The sequence below is a fragment of the Mycolicibacterium holsaticum DSM 44478 = JCM 12374 genome (assembly GCF_019645835.1).
GTDB classification, from domain to species: Bacteria; Actinomycetota; Actinomycetes; order Mycobacteriales; family Mycobacteriaceae; genus Mycobacterium; species Mycobacterium holsaticum.
The window spans coordinates 3,418,183-3,433,227 of the sequence record NZ_CP080998.1 but is presented as its reverse complement, the minus strand read 5'-3'; the positions used below and the strand labels follow the sequence as shown (position 1 = coordinate 3,433,227).

Below are 15,045 nucleotides of genomic sequence, written 5' to 3'. Positions count from 1 at the left end.
ATCCGGCGCCCAGCCCGAGTTCGAAACGGCCGCCGGAAACCGCTGCGACGGTGGCGGTTTCCCTGGCGACCTCGACCGGATGACGCAGGTCGTTGTTCAGCACCAAGGTGCCGGTGCGCGTCGGAAGCGACGGTCATTTTTCCGACGCTAGCCCGACGCCGGCTTGAGCCGGATCGGGGTGGTGGCGACCAGGCCCAGCGGGTCCACGTAGTCCGCGCGTGACGCCGGACCCCACATCGCGCCCCAGTGCAGGCACGCCGCCCCCGGACAGCCGGGATGGCCCGCCTGCAGTCGACCGATCGCGGTGCCCGCGTCGACGCGCTGCCCGACCCGCACCGTGGGTTCGACCGGTTCGTAGCTGGTGCGCAGGCCGCCGGGATGGGCGATCGACACCAGCGGGCGACCGGCCAGATCGCCGGCGAACACCACGGTGCCCGCCGCGGCCGCGGACACCGGCTGGCCCGTCGACCCGGCCAGGTCGACGCCGCGGTGGCCGCGCTGCCAGTTCGGCGACGGCGCGTCGAACACCCGCACCACCGCGGGCCGCGGCTGAAGCGGCCACTGCAGGCGTTGCCCCGCGCCGTGCGCCGGTGCTGCCCACACCAGCGCGGCCACCACCACCGCCGCCCATCGCATACGCCCAGCTCAGCGTATCGTCGGCAGCCGGCACCAGGGCTGCTCGCCGATCTGTGGATCAGCAGGTCGCTGTGGAAAAAGCACCGCTGTGCACGGTGTAAACTGCCAACTGCAGCTCGCATGAGCGAGCTGACTTCGCGTGTCTGCGCCACGACCCGGTTTTTCAAGGTCGTACCCCGGATGCCGTCGGTCCCGACTCGGGCCCTCCGAGACGGGTCTGGCATTCCGAGCAGGCACCAGGGCTCGGCGTCACCCGACGTCGGGCGACAACCGGCAACACATAAGGACATGGCTGACTATGGCCGTTGTAACCATGAAGCAGCTGCTTGACAGCGGCGCCCACTTCGGGCACCAGACCCGACGCTGGAATCCCAAGATGAAGCGGTTCATCTTCACCGACCGCAATGGCATCTACATCATCGACCTGCAGCAGACGCTGACCTACATCGACAAGGCGTACGAGTTCGTCAAGGAAACCGTCGCCCACGGCGGCACGATCATGTTCGTCGGCACCAAGAAGCAGGCGCAGGAGTCGATCGCCGAAGAGGCCACCCGTGTCGGCATGCCGTACGTGAACCAGCGCTGGCTGGGCGGCATGCTCACCAACTTCTCCACCGTGCACAAGCGCCTGCAGCGCCTCAAGGAGCTCGAGGCCATGGAGCAGACCGGTGGCTTCGAGGGTCGCACCAAGAAGGAAATCCTGATGCTGACCCGCGAGAAGAACAAGCTCGAGCGCAGCCTCGGCGGTATCCGCGACATGCAGAAGGTGCCGTCGGCGATCTGGGTGGTCGACACCAACAAGGAGCACCTCGCCGTCGCCGAGGCCCGCAAGCTGAACATCCCGATCATCGCGATCCTGGACACCAACTGCGATCCCGACCTCGTCGACTACCCGATCCCGGGCAACGACGACGCGATCCGCTCGGCCGCACTGCTGACCAAGGTGGTCGCCGCCGCGGTCGCCGAGGGGTTGCAGGCCCGGGCCGGTGTGGGACGCGACAGCGACAAGCCGGACGCCACCGGTGCCGAACCGCTCGCCGAATGGGAGCAGGAACTGCTGGCCTCCGCGACCGCGACGGCTTCCCCGACCGCCGCCGGTGCCGAGCCCGGCACCCCGGAGGCGAACGTCCAGACCGAACCAAAAACTACGGAGAGCTAGAGATGGCTGACTACACCGCTGCCGACGTCAAGCGACTGCGGGAGCTGACCGGCGCCGGCATGCTCGACAGCAAGAACGCGCTGGTCGAGTCCGGCGGCGACTTCGACAAGGCCGTCGAACTGCTGCGCATCAAGGGCGCAAAGGACGTCGGCAAGCGCGCCGAACGTGCCACCGCCGAGGGCTTGGTCGCGGCCAAGGACGGCGCGCTGATCGAGCTGAACTCGGAGACCGACTTCGTCGCCAAGAACGCGGAGTTCCAGGCCGTCGCCGAGCAGATCGTCGCTGCCGCGGCGGCCGCCAAGGCGGGCGATGTCGACACCCTCAAGGCCGCCAAGCTCGGGGACAGCACCGTCGAGCAGGTCATCGCCGACCTGTCGGCCAAGATCGGCGAGAAGCTCGAGCTGCGTCGCGTCGCGTACTTCGACGGCACCGTGGAGACCTATCTGCACAAACGTGCCGCCGACCTGCCTCCCGCCGTCGGGGTGCTCGTCGAGTACACCGGGTCGAACACGGAGGCCGCACACGCGGCCGCCCTGCAGATCGCCGCGCTGAAGGCCAAGTACCTGACCCGCGACGACGTGCCCGAGGACGTGGTGGCCCACGAGCGCCGCATCGCCGAGGAAACCGCCCGTAACGAGGGCAAGCCCGAGCAGGCGCTGGCCAAGATCGTCGAGGGCCGCGTGACCGGCTTCTACAAGGACGTCGTGCTGCTCGACCAGCCATCGGTGTCTGACAACAAGAAGACCGTCAAGGCGCTGCTCGATGACGCAGGCGTGACGATCACCCGGTTCGTGCGCTTCGAGGTCGGCCAGGCCTAAACCTGTACCGCGCTCGGCTATTTCGGTAGTGCCCACGCCGTGGCGGTACGACTTGGTACCGTCACGGCATGGAACGCATTCACGCCTTCGGTGACGACGCCCTCGGTGACCTCGACGCCGTCGCTCTGGTCGACGCACTGCAGGCGGGCACGGTGTCGGCGGCCGAACTCGTCGAGGCCGCCGTCGCCCGCACCGAGGCCCTCAACCCGGCGCTGAACGGCTTGGCCTACGAGGCGTTCGACCGGGCCCGCAACCGTGCGAACGCGCCGCGTCCCTACGGCGGCTACTTCAACGGGGTGCCGTCCTACCTCAAGGACAACGTCGCCGTCGCGGACATGCCCACGATGAGCGGCACCGACGCATGGGATCCGCGACCCGAACCGGCCGACGGCGATTTCGCGAAAGGGTTCCTGGCCACCGGCCTTGTGCCGCTCGGCAAGACACAGCTCTCGGAGTTCGGGTTCAGCGCGTCGGCCGAGCATCCCCGGCTGGGGCCGGTGCGCAATCCGTGGAACACCGAACACACCGCCGGCGCGTCGTCGTCGGGATCGGCGGCGTTCGTCGCCGCCGGGGCGGTGCCGATCGCCCACGCCAACGACGGCGGCGGGTCCATCCGAATTCCGGCCTCGTGCAACGGATTGGTCGGCCTGAAGCCCTCTCGTGGCCGGTTGCCGCTGGACAAGGACGTGCGCCGGATGCCGCTGCGCATCGTGGCCAACGGCGTGGTCAGCCGATCGGTCCGCGACACCGCGGCGTTCTACCGGGAGATGGAACGGGCATACGCCAACCCGAAGCTGCCCGGTATCGGCGATGTCACCCACCCCGCCAAGCAGCGGCTCCGGATCGCGGTGTGCACCGAGTCGATCGCGCGGGACGCCAGCCCGGAAGTTCGCGAGCTCACCTTGAAGACCGCGGCGCTGCTCGAGGAACTGGGGCACCAAGTCACCACGATCGACAACCCCGTCCCGTCGCGGTTCATGGACGACTTCCTGTTGTATTGGTCGTTTTTGGCGTTCGCGCTGGTGCGCAGCGGCCGTCACGGGTTCGGTCCGAGCTTCGACCGGGCCAAGTTGGACAACCTGACCCTCGGCCTCGAGCAGCACGCGGCGCGCAACCTGCACCGGTTGCCGCTGGCGATCGCGCGGTTGTCGCGCATCCGGCGCATCACGTCCCGGCTGACCGGCACCTATGACGTGCTGTTGACCCCGACATTGGCCGATGTGACGCCGCGGATCGGCCATCTCGATCCCACCGCGGACTACCAGCAGGTGATCGATCGCCTGGTGGAGTGGGTGGCCTACACCCCGTTGCAGAACGCCACCGGGGAACCGGCCATCTCGTTGCCGCTCGCCGAATCGGCGTCTGGGCTGCCGGTCGGCATGATGTTCGCCGCGCCGCTGGGGCAGGAGGCGCGGCTGCTTGGGCTGGCCTATGAACTCGAAGAGGCAAAGCCCTGGCGACGCATCCAGGACTGACTAACCGGCGATCTCGCGGCAGACCTCTGCGGTCGCGCGGGTCAGGCAGGTGGCCCCGTCGCGCAGCGCCTGCTCGATCGGCGTTGCCTCGGCGGTGATCGCCACCAGCCGGTCCACCCCGTAGTCCAGCAACACCGACGCGTCCGGGGCGACGCGGCCCGCGAAGATCACCACCCGGGCACCGGCCGTCGCGGCCAGCTGCGCGACGCCGAACGGTGTTTTGCCCATGACGGTTTGGGCGTCGACGCTGCCTTCGCCGGTGAACACCCAGTCGGCGCCGCGCAGCGCCCGTTCGAGGCCGACGGTGCGGGCGACCTCCTCGACACCGGGTCTGATGTCGGCGTCGAGGAACTCGGCGAGCGCGAACCCGAGACCGCCTGCCGCACCGGCCCCCTGCCGCTGCGGCTGCGCACGGCCCAGCGTCGTCGCTGTGACGGCCGCCAGTCGCGACAGCGCCGCGTCCAACCGCGTCACATCGGCAGGGCCGGCACCTTTCTGGGGACCGAACACCGCGCTGGCGCCCGTCGGGCCGAGCAGGGGAGCGGTGACATCGGACGCCACGCGGATCCGCACGTCGCGTAGTCGGCGATCCAGGCCGGCGATGTCGATGCGGTCGAGCCGCTGCAGTGCGGCGCCGCCCGGTTCGAGCGGGCCGCCCGCGGCGTCGGCCATCACCGCGCCCAGCGCGACGAGCATGCCCGCGCCGCCGTCGTTGGTGGCCGACCCGCCCAGCCCGATCAGGAAGTCCTCGGCACCGCGGTCGAGTCCGGACCGGATAAGCTGGCCGACACCGAAGCTGCTGGCGCGCAGCACATCTCGTTGCCCCGGCGGTATCAGCTCCAGGCCGGCGGCGGCGGCGACCTCGATCACCGCCAGTTGGCGCAGCGGTACGTAACCGTAGGTGGCGGTGACGGGCCTGCCCAACGCGTCATGGACAAGCGCCTCGACGCGCTGGCCGTGGAGCGCGTTGACGACGGCCTCGACGGTGCCCTCGCCGCCGTCGGCCATGGGCATTTCCACGCACTCGGCCTCCGGGAGCACCGCCTGCACGCCGGCGCGCATCGCCGCGACCGCCTGCGACGCGGTCAGAGACTCCTTGAACGAGTCAGGCGCCAGAACGATCTTCATCGCCACATTCTGGCCTGAGGCGCCGCGGTTGCGCAGAACTCAATCGGTGCCGAGCACCACGAGGATCCGCTTGAACTCGCGTCGTTGCGCGGCGGTCAGGTTCGCCATCAACTTTCGCTCCGCCTCGCGCACCCCGGGGTCGGTGCGCTTGAGCACCTCGCGCCCCGCGGCGGTGAGCTCGGCGGGCAACGAGCGGCCCGAGGAGACGGCGGCCGGCCGGGAGACCAGGCCGCGACCCTCCAACGCCCGCAGCACCATGTTCATCGCCTGCGGGGAGACGTTGACGTAACGGGCGAGGTCGGCGTTGGATTGGCCCGGGTACTTCGACAGGATCCGCATGCAGATGTACTGCGGGAAGGCCAGCCCCAGCGGATCAAGGACGGTTGCGGTCACCTCCGCGCGCAGCGCGTCGGCCACCCGCGACAGCAAATAGCCCAGCGGCTGGTCTTCGAGCATCTCGCCGGCCGAGCCGGCATCGCCAAGCGATGTCATGTCAAGGATATTGACACATATCAACCTAATTGATATACCGAATGGATGACAGAACCCACGGGCGAGATGTTTGAAAGCGCGTACAAGGGCGAGGCCGATGCCATGGGAATCGGCGCCCGGCCGCCGTGGAGCATCGGCGAACCCCAACCCGAACTGGCCGTATTGATCGACCAAGGCAAGTTCACCGGCGATGTGCTCGACGCCGGCTGCGGGGAGGGCGCCATCTCCCTGTACCTGGCCGAACGCGGGTTCACCACCGTGGGGTTGGACCAATCACCCACCGCGATCGAACTGGCCAGGGCCCAAGCCGCTCAGCGCGGCCTGACCAACGCCACCTTCGAGGTCGCCGACATCACCGACTTCGGCGGCTACGACGGCCGGTTCGGCACGATCGTCGACTCGACGCTGTTCCACTCGATGCCGGTCGAACTGCGGGAGGGATATCAGCAGTCCATCGTGCGGGCCGCCGCACCCGGCGCGTCATACTTCGTGCTGGTTTTCGACAAGGCCGGAATGCCCGACGGCCCGGCCAACCCCGTCACCGAGGACGAGCTGCGCGACGTCGTGTCGAAGTACTGGACGATCGACGAGATCAGGCCGGCGCGCGTCCACGGGACGCTCCCCGAGGGTTTCGAGGAGTTTTTCCCCGTGACCGACGTGCGCGATGAGCCGAAGGGCCGCAAATCGGTGCCGGCCTGGTTACTCTCGGCGCACCTGGGTTGATCCACACCCACCCCACAGCGCCGGGGTGGCCGCCATGAGGCAGGATGAGGGGAACCTAGCGAGGACCTCGAAGGAGTCGGATGGCGGACCCCGTCGACAGCGCCGCCGCCGGTCAGGCGGCTTCGGAGCCGAACGGCCCGAACGGCGCCGGCCCATCGTCCTCCGCCGCGTCCATCCGCCCGATGTACACCCGCGTGCTGCTCAAGCTCGGCGGCGAGATGTTCGGCGGTGGCCAAGTGGGCCTGGACCCCGACGTCGTGCACCTGGTCGCCCGGCAGATCGCCGAAGTGGTCCGCAGCGGCGTGCAGGTGGCAGTCGTCATCGGCGGCGGTAACTTCTTCCGCGGCGCGCAGTTGCAGCAGCGCGGTATGGAGCGCACCCGCAGCGATTACATGGGCATGCTCGGCACGGTGATGAACAGCCTTGCGCTGCAAGACTTCCTGGAAAAGGAAGGCATCGCCACCCGGGTGCAGACCGCGATAACGATGGGTCAGGTCGCCGAACCGTACATTCCGCTGCGAGCGCGCAGGCACCTGGAAAAGGGCCGGGTGGTGATCTTCGGCGCAGGCATGGGCCTGCCGTATTTCTCCACCGACACCACCGCGGCGCAGCGGGCGCTGGAGATCGGCGCCGAGGTGGTGTTGATGGCCAAGGCGGTCGACGGGGTCTTCACCGCCGATCCCCGCGTGCACCCCGACGCCGAGCTGCTGACCGCGATCAGCCACCGCGAGGTCATCGACCGCGGCCTGAAAGTCGCCGACGCCACCGCGTTTAGCCTGTGCATGGACAACGGTATGCCGATCCTGGTGTTCAACCTTCTGGTCGACGGCAATATCGCGCGGGCCGTCGCAGGTGAGAAGATCGGAACACTGGTCACCACCTGACGGTCGGTTGTGCACCGAGAAGCAGGAACAGGAGAAGCACCGTGATCGAGGAAACCCTCTTCGACGCCGAAGAGAAGATGGAAAAGGCCGTGGCGGTGGCGCGCGACGACCTGGCGTCCATCCGCACCGGCCGCGCCAACCCCGGCATGTTCGCGCGCGTCACCGTCGACTACTACGGCTCGCCAACCCCCATCACGCAGCTGTCGAGCATCAACGTGCCTGAAGCGCGGATGGTGGTGATCAAGCCGTACGAGACGAACCAACTACGCAACATCGAGGACGCGATCCGCAACTCCGATCTCGGGGTGAACCCCACCAACGACGGCAACATCATTCGGGTGGCCATCCCGCAGCTCACCGAAGAACGCCGCCGTGACCTGGTCAAACAGGCCAAGGCCAAGGGTGAGGACGCGCGCGTGTCGGTGCGTGCCATCCGCCGTAAGGCGATGGAGGAACTGCACCGCATCAAAAAGGACGGCGAGGCCGGCGAGGACGAGGTCTCCCGCGCGGAGAAGGACCTCGACAAGACCACCCACCAGTACACGGCGCAGATCGACGACCTCGTCAAGCACAAAGAAGGCGAGTTGCTGGAGGTCTAGTGGCCCGACAGCAAGCGACTCCCGTGGCAGACACCGAAGCCGGCCCAAGCGAGCCGCCCAAGAAGAAGTCGCGGGCGGGTCGCGATCTGCCCGCGGCCATCGGCGTCGGCGTGCTGCTGGGCGGTGTGGCGATCGGCACGCTGTTGTTCTGGCCGATCGGCTGGCTGCCGGTGCTGGCCTTCTTCATCCCGATCGCCACCCACGAGGTGATTCGCCGGCTGCGTGAGGCCGGCTACGACCTGCCGGCCGTCCCGCTGCTGCTCGGCGGCCAGGCGATGATCTGGTTGAGCTGGCCCTACGGCCCGGCCGGGGTGCTCGGCGCGTACGGCGGCACGATCGTCGTCTGCATGGTGTGGCGGCTCGTCGGGCACGGGCTGCGCCAGCAGCCGGTCAACTACCTGCGCGACATCGCCGCCACGGTGCTGCTGGCGACGTGGGTGCCGTTGTTCGCCAGCTTCACCGCGCTGCTGATCTTCCAGGACCGCGGCGGGGCCCGGGTGTTCACGGTGATCGCCACGGTGGTGTTCGCCGACATCGGCGGATATGTGGCCGGGGTGCTGTTCGGCAAGCATCTGATGGCGCCGGCGATCAGCCCGAAGAAGTCCTGGGAGGGGCTGGGCGGATCGCTGCTGTTCGGCGTCGGGGCCGCGGTGCTTTCGGTGACGTTCCTGATGGACAAGCCCGCATGGGTCGGGGTGCCCCTGGGACTGATGCTCGTCGTCACCGGCGTCCTCGGGGATCTGGTCGAGTCGCAGGTCAAACGCGACCTCAAGATCAAGGACATGGGCACCCTGCTGCCCGGTCACGGCGGCATCATGGACCGCATCGACGCGATGCTTCCGTCGGCTGTGGCCGGTTGGGTCGTTCTGACGTTGCTGGCGTAGCCGCGCGCCTTGTCGGCCGGGTTCAGTGATCGCCGACGGTTGCGCGTAACCCCGTGCGCAAGGTCTGCAGGAATTCGGCGGCGGCATCGAAGTCGGGTCGGGGCCCGCAGCGCGTCCAGTAGTCGACGACGCAGCATGCGACCCGGCGCAACCGGACGTTGCTGTCTTGCGACAGCACGCGAAGGACATCGAACGCCTGCTCGGAGCTGAGGCCGAAGGTCTGCATGAGCATCCCTTTGGCCTGTTCGATCACGGGTTGGCCGGCCAGCTTGTCCCGCAGCTGAGCGACCTCGCGTTGCAGGCGCTCGGTGTCGGTGGTCGACGTGGCGGGTGTTTTGCGGCTGGCCTGGTCGGCGCCGGCCAAAGTGAGTGTCATTGCTGCTCCTCTGCGGATCAATCCGTGGACGGGGCGTCATTTCCGTCCTACGCCTTTGATTGCTGTTCAGCAACGATTGCAAGCTGAGAACTAATTGTGATTTGGCCGGGCACGCTCACGCCGGTGAGGGAGCTGTTGTCGACGGTGGTGTGCCGACGTCATGGTGTGGTGGCCGCTGAGCTGTCGCGCGCTGTTGATCAAGCCGACGAGGCTGAAGGCCTGCGGCGTATTGCCCAGTTGCCGGCCGGCTTTCGGGTCGTACTCCTCGCTGAGCAGTCCGACGTCGTTGCGCAGATCCAGCAGACGCTCGAAGAGCGCGGTGGCCTCGGCGGGGCGGCCGATGCCGCACAGCGCGTCGACGAGCCAGAAGCTGCAGGCCAGAAATGCCCCCTCCCCGCCGGGAAGGCCGTCGTCGCTTTTTTCCGGCAGGTACCGCAACAGCAGCCCGTCGCAGCTGAGCTCCTTTTGCACGGCCTGCACGGTGCCGACGATGCGCGGATCGTCGTAGGGCAGAAAGCCCACCCGTGGCAGCAGTAGCAGCGCGGCGTCAAGGTGATCAGAACCGTAGGACTGGGTGAACGAACCACGCTGCGCGTTGTATCCGCGGTGGCAGATGTCAGCGTGGATCTCGTCGCGCAAGGCGCGCCATCTGCCGAGCGGTCCGGGCAGGTCGTGGTTTTCGACAGTGCGCACCGCCCGGTCGACCCCGGCCCATGCCATGACCTTGGAGTGCACGAAATGGCGTGCGGGCCCGCGGATTTCCCACAGGCTGCTGTCGCGCTTTGTCCAGTTGCCCTCGAGAAAGTCCAGAAGTGCGCGCTGAACGTCCCAGGCGGTGTTGTCGGTCGGCAACCCGCAATCTCTGGCCAGGTGCAGCCCGTCGAGCACCTCGCCCCATACGTCGAGTTGCAGTTGGTCTGCCGCGGCGTTGCCCACCCGTACCGGGGCCGAATTCTGGTAACCGGACAGCCAGGGCAGTTCGAGTTCGGGCAGCCGCCGCCGGCCGTCGGCGCCGTACATGATCTGCAGGTCGGCCGGGTCGCCCGCCACCGCGCGCACCAGCCATTCCCGCCATGCCCGCGCCTCCTCGGCGAAACCGGTGCCGAGCAGCGCCTGCAGGGTGAAGGTGGCGTCGCGAAGCCAGCAGTACCGGTAGTCCCAGTTGCGGGGGCCCCCGAGTTGCTCGGGCAGCGACGTGGTCGCGGCGGCCAGGATGCCGCCGGTCGGCGCGAAGGTGAGCGCCTTGAGCAGCATCAAGGCCCGGCGCACCTCCGGTTGCCACGATCCGGTGTATTGGCACTGGGCCATCCACTTGCTCCACCAGCGTTCGGTTTCGGCCAGCGCCCGTTCGGCGTCGACCGGTTCCGGCGCCGGCAGGTGGGACAGCTGGTGGGTGAGCACGAACGGAATGCGCTGCCCTTCGGCGACGGTGAACTCGGCGAAGGTGGTCAGGTCGCGGCCATGCGTGTCGACCGGTGTGCGCAGCCACACCGCATCCGGCCCGGCAATGGCCGAAAGGCCGCCGTCGAGGCGGCGTACCCAGGGCACCACGTGGCCGTAGTCGAACCGCAGCCGCAGCGTCATGGCCATCGCCACCTCGCCGCCGAGCCCCTCGACGATGCGGACCACGTCGGCGGCAACGCCGCGCGGCGGCATGAGGTCGATGAGCCGAACGCTTCCGTGCTCGGTCTGCCATTCGGTTTCGAGCACCAGCGAGTCGTCACGGTACTTCCGCCGGGTGGCCGGACCCCCGCCGGCCGGCGCCATCTGCCATGTTCCCGCGTCAGCCCCGCCGAGCAGCGCCGCAAAGCAGGCCGGTGAATCGAAATGCGGCAGGCACAGCCAGTCGATCGCGCCGTCGCGGCCCACGAGCGCGGCGGTCTGAAGATCACCGATCAGCGCGTAGTCCTCGATCGCGGGCATGTCAGCTCGCGTCGTCGAGGGTGATGACCACCTTCACGTCATCGGGTTGGGCGGTGAACGCATCGGCGGCCCGGTGCAGCGGTACTCGCCGGGTGATCAGGCTGGCCAGCCAGTCCTTGTCAGCCTTGGCCAGCGCCTCGGCGGCCTGGCGATAGTGGCGCAGGTTGGCGTTGACCGATCCCACCACCACGTCGTTTTCCAGTACCAGCTCGCGGTTGATGGCGCCGGCGTCGATCTTCAGACGGCGCCCGGTCGGGGAGACCCCGGTCAGGCAGACGATGCCGTATGCCGACGTGTTGGCGATGGCGCCGAAGATCACCGGCCCGGCTCCGGTCGCCTCGATCACCACGTCGGGGTGCAGCTTGGCGGCGACGTCGTCGATGTCGTCATGGTGGTAGGTGGCACCCAGCGCCGCGGCGATCCCAGGTTTGGGCCCGTCGGTGACGCGGTCGAGGATGTGGGTGTCGAGGCCTTGCTGTACGGCCAGCAGGGCGGCCAGCAGGCCGATCGGGCCGGCGCCGGTGATCAGCGCCCGCTCGGGGTCGAAGTATGCCCGTTGGCCGACGCGCCGGACCTGTTCCCAGGCCTTGGCCACCACCGTGGTCGGTTCGATGAGCATCCCGACATCACGAAGACCGTTATCGACGGACACCGCGTAATCCGTTTCGACACACCATCTTTGGCTGCCGTAGCCGTCGATTTCCTTGATACCGCGTTCGGTGTAGCGACCGTTGCGGCACATGTCGAACTCGCCGTGGGCGCAGGCCCGACACGGCACTGGGTCGGGTCTGCGCACCACGCCGACCACGAGGTCGCCTGGGGAGAACGATGCGTCGGGCGGCGCGGCGGCCACCCGGCCCAACGACTCATGTCCGATCACCAGGGACTGTCGACCGGGCGGCGCCCACCCGTACTGTCCGGCGACGATCTCCTTGTCGGTGCCGCACACACCGATGGCCAGGCCGTCCACCAGGAGTTCACCCGGTCCGGGTTTCGGGTCGTCGCGCTCATCGACAGCCAGGGTGTCCGATTTGCCCGGTTGCACCGTCAACGCCTGCATGCGGTTAGGACTTGCCGCTGCGCAGCGTTTGCAAACCGATAATGATTGCGCTTTGATAAATAACTTCCCCCCGTGGAGAGTGAGGCGAAGGTGACCGGTCGCGGCGGTGGTGTGACGAGCGACGAGGTGGAATCGGTGATGAGGGCGTCGCGGGCCCTGGTCGGCATCACCGCGGCCTCGATTTCCACCGTCGACGACGTGGTGACCGTGCCCCAACTGCGGGTGATGATGATGATTTCCACCCGCGGCGCCCTGAACCTCGCCGGTGTCGCAGCAGGTCTGCAGGTCAGCGCTTCGAACGCGAGCCGGATATGTGACCGGCTGCTCAAGATCGGCATGGTCGACCGGCGCGACGACCCGGCCGACCGGCGCCACATCGCGTTGACGCTGACCTCGGCCGGTAAGGCGCTGATCGATCGTGTCATCCATCATCGCCGCATCGCGATCCGCCGGGTGTTGCGGCAGATGACACCCGCGCAGCGCGATGCGTTGACGGCGGGCGTGGACGCCTTCGCGACCCTCGCCGGGGAACCTCGCGAGGAGCATCGCCACGCGTTGATCTGAGCCGGCCGCCGGTGGGGCGGGACGCCACGACCGGGCGTCGCGCCGCGAAGGTGGGATACTGGCCTGAGCCCATGCCCACCTCCTTGCCGTTGGTCTTCGATCCGCCGCGCCGCGCGATGCCGCCGCGGCATCTCGCCGACCTCGACGAAGCGGGTCGTGCGGCGGCCGTCGGTGAACTCGGGCTGCCGGCGTTTCGCGCCAAGCAGCTCGCCAACCAGTACTACGGCAGGCTGATCGCCGACCCCCACCAGATGACCGACCTACCTGCCGGGGTGCGCGACCAGGTCGCCGATGCGCTGTTTCCCAAGCTGCTCGACGCGGTGCGCGAGATCGAGACCGATGCAGGTGAGACACGCAAGATGCTGTGGCGCGCGGTCGACGGCACCACGTTCGAGTCGGTGCTGATGCGTTACCCCGACCGCAACACCGTGTGCATCTCGTCGCAGGCGGGATGTGGCATGGCGTGCCCGTTCTGCGCGACGGGCCAGGGCGGGCTGAAGCGCAACCTGTCGACCGCCGAGATCCTCGAGCAGGTCCGCGCCGCGGCGGCCGAGGTGCGTGACCGCGACAAGGGCCGGCTGTCCAACATCGTGTTCATGGGCATGGGCGAGCCGCTGGCCAATTACAACCGGGTGCTCGCAGCGGTGCGTCGGATCGTCGCACCCGCGCCCAACGGTTTCGGCATCTCGGCGCGTTCGGTCACCGTGTCCACCGTCGGCCTGGCGCCTGCGATTCGCAAGCTCGCCGACGAACGGCTCAACGTCACGCTGGCGCTGTCGCTGCACGCCCCCGACGACGAACTGCGCGACACGCTGGTGCCGGTGAACAACCGCTGGAACGTGGCCGAAGCCCTCGCTGCGGCACGGTATTACGCGGACGGGACGTGCCGTCGGGTGTCGATCGAGTACGCGCTGATCCGCGACGTCAACGACCAGCCTTGGCGTGCGGACCTTTTGGGTAAGCGGCTGCACGGTGCGCTTGGACCGCTCGTGCACGTCAACGTCATCCCGCTGAACCCGACGCCGGGCAGCCAATGGGACGCCAGCCCCAAGCCCGCCGAGCGGGAATTCGTGCGGCGCGTGCGCGAGCGGGGCGTGTCGTGCACGGTGCGCGACACCCGCGGCCGCGAAATCGCTGCCGCATGTGGGCAGTTGGCGGCGCAGGGCTGAACGCTGGCTGTTGGGCGCTCATTATGTCGGCGGTCAGCGGCGCGAGGGTCATGTCCGGCGCCCTCCGTTGACGGGGATGACCTGACCGGTGATGTAGTCCGATTCGTCCTGACACAGAAAGATCGCCGCGTTGGCGATGTCCTCGGGCCGACCCGCTCGGCGCACCGGTGTGATCTTCGCGAAATGCTCGAGGCTGGCGGTGAACCGTCCTTCTTCAATGGCCTTCTCCAGCATCGGGGTGACCACCATGCCGGGCGGAATCGTATTGACCGTGATGCCTTTCGGCCCGAGCTCCAGCGCCAGGCTCTTGGTGAACCCGATGACACCGGCCTTGGAACTGACGTAGGCGGCCATTCGCGATTGCCCGCCCTGAGCGCTCGACGACGAGATGTTGACGATGCGGCCCCACTGCGCCTCGGCCATGTCGGGAAGCACCACCTGTGTGCAGATGAACGGCCCCCGCAGATTGACCGCCATGACGCGGTCCCACTGCTCGTCGGTGATCTCGTCGAACTTGCCGAACTGCTCGATGCCGGCGTTGTTGATCAGAATCAGCACTGGGCCCAGGTCCGCCCGCACCTGCGCGACGGCGGCTTCGACCGCGCTCCGGTTGGACACGTCCACGACGTAGCCCGCGACCTTCGCACCTTCGCCGCGCAAGCGGTCGACCTGTGTTTCGATCTGCTCGGCGGCGATGTCGAATATCGCGACTTTGGCGCCCCGGCCGACGAGCGCCTCGGCGATCGCCAGTCCCAGCCCGGCGGCACCGCCGGTCACGATGGCGGTGGTGTTTTCAAAAGGCACGCGACTCCTCGGCGTACTCGATGTGGAGGCGGGTCAGGCCACGCAGGATGGAGGTCGGCAGATACGAGTGGCGCCGGTCACCGGGTGGGCCGTGTCTGGCTCGGTCGATCCTGATCTCGGCGGTGCGGTCGAAGAGTCGCTCCAACGTGATTCGGCCTTCGGCGCGCGCCAGCGGTGCTCCCGGACAGGCGTGCGGCCCACGGCCGAACGGACCGGGCTCTCGTAACGCAATGTCTCCTCGATGAAGTGGGGAATGAGATCCCGCCCTCGTCATAACCGGTGACCATCACCACGTCGTGGTGCTTCTCGCTGCGCAACGGACACTCGTCACGCATCGCGGCCAAATAGGCG

At 68.2% G+C, this 15,045-nt stretch carries 16 protein-coding genes and 2 pseudogenes; 9 read left to right on the top strand and 9 right to left on the bottom strand.

Annotated elements, in window-relative coordinates; translation table 11 throughout:
- Position 1 precedes the first annotated feature (1 nt).
- Both K3U96_RS27210 and K3U96_RS16680 read right to left on the bottom strand, forming a co-directional pair.
- Positions 2-115, bottom strand: a pseudogene (locus tag K3U96_RS27210) (LLM class flavin-dependent oxidoreductase); the annotation flags it as partial.
- A gap of 32 nt (positions 116-147) precedes the next feature.
- Positions 148-636, bottom strand: a complete 489-nt coding sequence (locus tag K3U96_RS16680; RefSeq protein WP_220690432.1) for a M23 family metallopeptidase — start codon at positions 634-636, stop codon at positions 148-150.
- 298 nt (positions 637-934) lie between these two features.
- On the opposite strand from K3U96_RS16680, the gene rpsB reads away from it, so the two are divergent.
- From rpsB to K3U96_RS16665, 3 genes are all read left to right on the top strand, one after another.
- Positions 935-1,795 carry a 30S ribosomal protein S2 gene (rpsB, locus tag K3U96_RS16675; protein WP_069407753.1) on the top strand — a complete coding sequence of 287 codons (861 nt, stop codon included), beginning with the start codon at positions 935-937 and terminating at the stop codon, positions 1,793-1,795.
- Positions 1,796-1,797: 2 nt separating this feature from the next.
- Positions 1,798-2,613: a translation elongation factor Ts gene (gene tsf, locus K3U96_RS16670; RefSeq protein WP_069407754.1), complete on the top strand. Its 816-nt coding sequence runs from the start codon at positions 1,798-1,800 to the stop codon at positions 2,611-2,613.
- Positions 2,614-2,681: 68 nt separating this feature from the next.
- On the top strand, positions 2,682-4,088 hold the full coding sequence (locus K3U96_RS16665; protein ID WP_220690431.1) for an amidase: 1,407 nt from the start codon (positions 2,682-2,684) through the stop codon (positions 4,086-4,088).
- Here K3U96_RS16665 and K3U96_RS16660 read toward each other — a convergent pair whose 3' ends face one another.
- Positions 4,089-5,216 carry a glycerate kinase gene (locus K3U96_RS16660; RefSeq protein WP_220690430.1) on the bottom strand — a complete coding sequence of 376 codons (1,128 nt, stop codon included), beginning with the start codon at positions 5,214-5,216 and terminating at the stop codon, positions 4,089-4,091.
- Between the two features lie 39 nt (positions 5,217-5,255).
- Positions 5,256-5,708, bottom strand: coding sequence for a MarR family winged helix-turn-helix transcriptional regulator (locus tag K3U96_RS16655; protein ID WP_230982174.1), 453 nt, complete (start codon positions 5,706-5,708; stop codon positions 5,256-5,258).
- A 45-nt stretch (positions 5,709-5,753) separates the two neighbouring features.
- On the opposite strand from K3U96_RS16655, the gene K3U96_RS16650 reads away from it, so the two are divergent.
- The 4 genes from K3U96_RS16650 to K3U96_RS16635 all read left to right on the top strand — a co-directional run bounded on the left by K3U96_RS16650 (position 5,754) and on the right by K3U96_RS16635 (position 8,798).
- Positions 5,754-6,431, top strand: a complete 678-nt coding sequence (locus tag K3U96_RS16650) for a class I SAM-dependent methyltransferase (RefSeq protein ID WP_220690429.1) — start codon at positions 5,754-5,756, stop codon at positions 6,429-6,431.
- 80 nt (positions 6,432-6,511) lie between these two features.
- The gene (gene pyrH, locus K3U96_RS16645; protein WP_084223452.1) at positions 6,512-7,315 is read left to right on the top strand and encodes a UMP kinase; all 804 of its coding nucleotides are present in this window, start codon (positions 6,512-6,514) and stop codon (positions 7,313-7,315) included.
- A gap of 41 nt (positions 7,316-7,356) precedes the next feature.
- Positions 7,357-7,914, top strand: a complete 558-nt coding sequence (frr, locus tag K3U96_RS16640) for a ribosome recycling factor (protein ID WP_069406506.1) — start codon at positions 7,357-7,359, stop codon at positions 7,912-7,914.
- A complete protein-coding gene (locus tag K3U96_RS16635; RefSeq protein WP_220690428.1) occupies positions 7,914-8,798 on the top strand; it encodes a phosphatidate cytidylyltransferase in 885 nt (294 codons plus the stop codon). The genes frr and K3U96_RS16635 overlap by 1 nt, the downstream gene beginning before the upstream one ends.
- 22 nt (positions 8,799-8,820) lie before the next feature.
- On the opposite strand, the gene K3U96_RS16630 is transcribed toward K3U96_RS16635, so the two are convergent.
- The 3 genes from K3U96_RS16630 to K3U96_RS16620 all read right to left on the bottom strand — a co-directional run bounded on the left by K3U96_RS16630 (position 8,821) and on the right by K3U96_RS16620 (position 12,157).
- Positions 8,821-9,174, bottom strand: coding sequence for an ANTAR domain-containing response regulator (locus K3U96_RS16630; protein WP_069406508.1), 354 nt, complete (start codon positions 9,172-9,174; stop codon positions 8,821-8,823).
- A 90-nt stretch (positions 9,175-9,264) separates the two neighbouring features.
- Positions 9,265-11,097 carry a glycoside hydrolase family 15 protein gene (locus K3U96_RS16625; RefSeq protein ID WP_220690427.1) on the bottom strand — a complete coding sequence of 611 codons (1,833 nt, stop codon included), beginning with the start codon at positions 11,095-11,097 and terminating at the stop codon, positions 9,265-9,267.
- 1 nt (position 11,098) lies between these two features.
- A complete protein-coding gene (locus K3U96_RS16620) occupies positions 11,099-12,157 on the bottom strand; it encodes a glucose 1-dehydrogenase (protein WP_220690426.1) in 1,059 nt (352 codons plus the stop codon).
- A gap of 72 nt (positions 12,158-12,229) precedes the next feature.
- Between K3U96_RS16620 and K3U96_RS16615 the strand changes: the two genes are divergently transcribed.
- Both K3U96_RS16615 and rlmN read left to right on the top strand, forming a co-directional pair.
- Positions 12,230-12,721 (top strand): MarR family winged helix-turn-helix transcriptional regulator, encoded by a 492-nt coding sequence (locus tag K3U96_RS16615; RefSeq protein WP_069406511.1) that lies wholly within the window; start codon positions 12,230-12,232, stop codon positions 12,719-12,721.
- A gap of 71 nt (positions 12,722-12,792) precedes the next feature.
- Positions 12,793-13,890 carry a dual-specificity RNA methyltransferase RlmN gene (rlmN, locus tag K3U96_RS16610; protein ID WP_220690425.1) on the top strand — a complete coding sequence of 366 codons (1,098 nt, stop codon included), beginning with the start codon at positions 12,793-12,795 and terminating at the stop codon, positions 13,888-13,890.
- A gap of 48 nt (positions 13,891-13,938) precedes the next feature.
- Here rlmN and K3U96_RS16605 read toward each other — a convergent pair whose 3' ends face one another.
- Together K3U96_RS16605 and K3U96_RS16600 are read right to left on the bottom strand one after the other, a co-directional pair.
- Positions 13,939-14,694 (bottom strand): SDR family NAD(P)-dependent oxidoreductase, encoded by a 756-nt coding sequence (locus K3U96_RS16605; RefSeq protein WP_220690424.1) that lies wholly within the window; start codon positions 14,692-14,694, stop codon positions 13,939-13,941.
- A pseudogene (locus tag K3U96_RS16600) lies at positions 14,684-14,902 on the bottom strand (cytochrome P450); the annotation flags it as partial. The pseudogene K3U96_RS16600 and the gene K3U96_RS16605, both read right to left, overlap by 11 nt.
- Between the last annotated feature and the right edge of the window lie 143 nt (positions 14,903-15,045).